This window comes from Protofrankia sp. Cas8 (genome assembly GCF_963555845.1).
In the GTDB taxonomy this organism is placed as follows: domain Bacteria; phylum Actinomycetota; class Actinomycetes; order Frankiales; family Frankiaceae; genus Protofrankia.
Window position 1 is genome coordinate 1 of sequence record NZ_CAUVXI010000217.1, and the last position, 2,261, is coordinate 2,261.

Sequence of the window (2,261 nt, forward strand, 5' to 3'; positions counted from 1 at the left end):
TTCGCCGGCCGGATCACCCGGGTGACGTTCCCCGCATCATCATGATCGGTATAGGTGGTGAACGTGCCCTGCGGGGACCGCTCCGTCGCCGTGGCCGCCCACACCCGGTTCAGATCGTCATAGGCCAGGAACGTCCACACCCCGACCGCGTTCACCGACGAGACGACATTCCCGCCGTCGTCATAACCCAGCCGGCTCACCCCCGCCGCAGGCGCCCCGGCGACCTGCGGTTCGGTCACCGCCACCGGCCGATTCCGCTTGTCATAGACGGTGGTCGCGGTCTTCCCCCGCATGTTCACATGGGAGACCACGTTGCCGTTGTGGTCATAGCTCCACGACTCGACCGGGGTCAGCGCACTGCCACCCGGCGGGGTGTAAGCCGGATAGCTCACCTGCGTCGTACGACCCAACCGGTCGAAACTACGGGTCGTCACCAACCCCCGCCCGTCCCGACTATGCGTCACTTCACCGAACGTGTTGTAACCGATGTCGGCGGTCGGCCGGCTGCCGGTCGCCGACCCGCCGTTCTCCTCCACCGACACCGACGGCGCCTTCACCTGCGCCAGCCGACCAGCCGCATCCACACTGCTGTTAGTCAGATAGGCCGGGTCCGGCGCACCGCCCGCCACATAGCCCCGCGGATCCGCGGTGCCGGTCACGAACCCCCGCTGATCCCGCAGCATGCTCGTCACGAACGTCGCCGACCCGTCCCCGAACACCGTCGCCGACGTCGGCCGGGACGCGTTGTCAAAGCCGGTATCGACCCGCCCCGTCGTGCTGGTCCCCGCCGCCCCCGTCACCGCCGACGTCACATCATCATTCGCGTCGTAGGTGACATCGGTGGTCCGGACCAACCCGGCCGGATCCACCGTCGTCCGCGTCGTCCGCCCGGCCGCATCCACCACCGCAGCCACCGTCAGGCGGCCACCCCCGGTCGTCGCCGACGTCAGCTGCCCCGCCCCGTCATAACTGCGATCGGCCAGCACAATGTCGCGGGCGCCCGGACTGGACAGCACCCCGTTCACGGTGTCCGGCGGCCGATAGCCCACCAGCACGTCCTGCCGCGCCAAATCATCCAACCAGTAGGTGTGCGCCGTCGTCCGACCCAGCGCGTCGGTCACACTCGCGAGCCGGCCCGCCGGATCATAAGCCCGGGACTCGACCACCACATCCCGCGGCGTCGACCCCGCCACCGGATCATCCACAAAACTCTTCACCGTCGTGGTCGCGAGCAGGTTCTTCGCCGTATAGCCGAACGCGGTCACCGTGCCCTGCGGATCGGTGGCCGTCGCGACATTCCCGTCGCCGTCATAAGTCATACCGACCGTCGCGGCCTCCGCCGCCCCCGCCGCCCCGGTCGTCGCCGTCACCCGATCGTCGGCGTCGTAGCCGTAGCTCGTCGTCCGCGAGGCGTCCCCACCGGTCGCATCCGAGACCACCGTCTGGGACAGGTTCTCGTTCAGGTCATAGCTGTGCCCGGTCACCCGGGTGTGGGTCACCCCCGACATCGGATTGACCACCCCGGGTTCGGTCACCTGCGCAACCCGCGACAACGCGTCATAACCGACCGTCGTCGTCAACCCCGCCGGGAAGCTGTCGGAGGTTTCCTTGACGGTGACCTGCCGGCCCACCTCGTCATAGGTGTAATCATGGGTCAACCCGACCGGGTCGACATCCCGGCGCAGATCCCCCTTGCTGTCATACGAGAAACTCGTCGTCTTGCCCCGCCGGTCCGTCGTCGACAGCAGCACATCGCGGGGCACCGTGCCACCCCCGGTCGCCGCCTCCGTACCGGTCGCATACACCCACGACGTGGTCCGCCCGGACGGGAAATCCGCCGTGACCGGCGTCTTCTTCGCGACCAGATCACCCAACGCACTGAACGTAAACGTCGTCGCATAGGTGTTGTCCGTCGGCGACGCCGACCGGCCATCCCGCGACACCGTCATCACATCGTTACGGGGATCCCCCGGCGCACCCAGAAAATAGCTGTAATAGCCGGTGTTCGTCTGCTGGCTGCCGTTGACGACTGTCCGCACCGTCGTACGGGCCAGGATGTTCCCCCGGGTATCGGTCTGCAACGTCAACAGGTTGTCGTTCTCATCGGTCACCTGCGCCAGGAAACCCCGATCGTTATAGGTGAACCGCCGATTCCCCGTCCCATCCCGATGCGAAATCAACTGCCCCAGGCTGTACTCCCAATCCTCGGCATGCCCCCGCGGATCGGTCACCCGCACAATCACCGTCGGATCGGTACTCAG

At 67.2% G+C, this 2,261-nt stretch carries 1 protein-coding gene; it reads right to left on the reverse strand.

Going from position 1 to position 2,261, the window contains the following annotated elements:
* On the reverse strand, positions 1 to 2,231 hold a 2,231-nt coding region (locus U9977_RS22785; RefSeq protein ID WP_416210751.1), incomplete at its 3' end, for an RHS repeat domain-containing protein.
* Between the last annotated feature and the right edge of the window lie 30 nt (positions 2,232 to 2,261).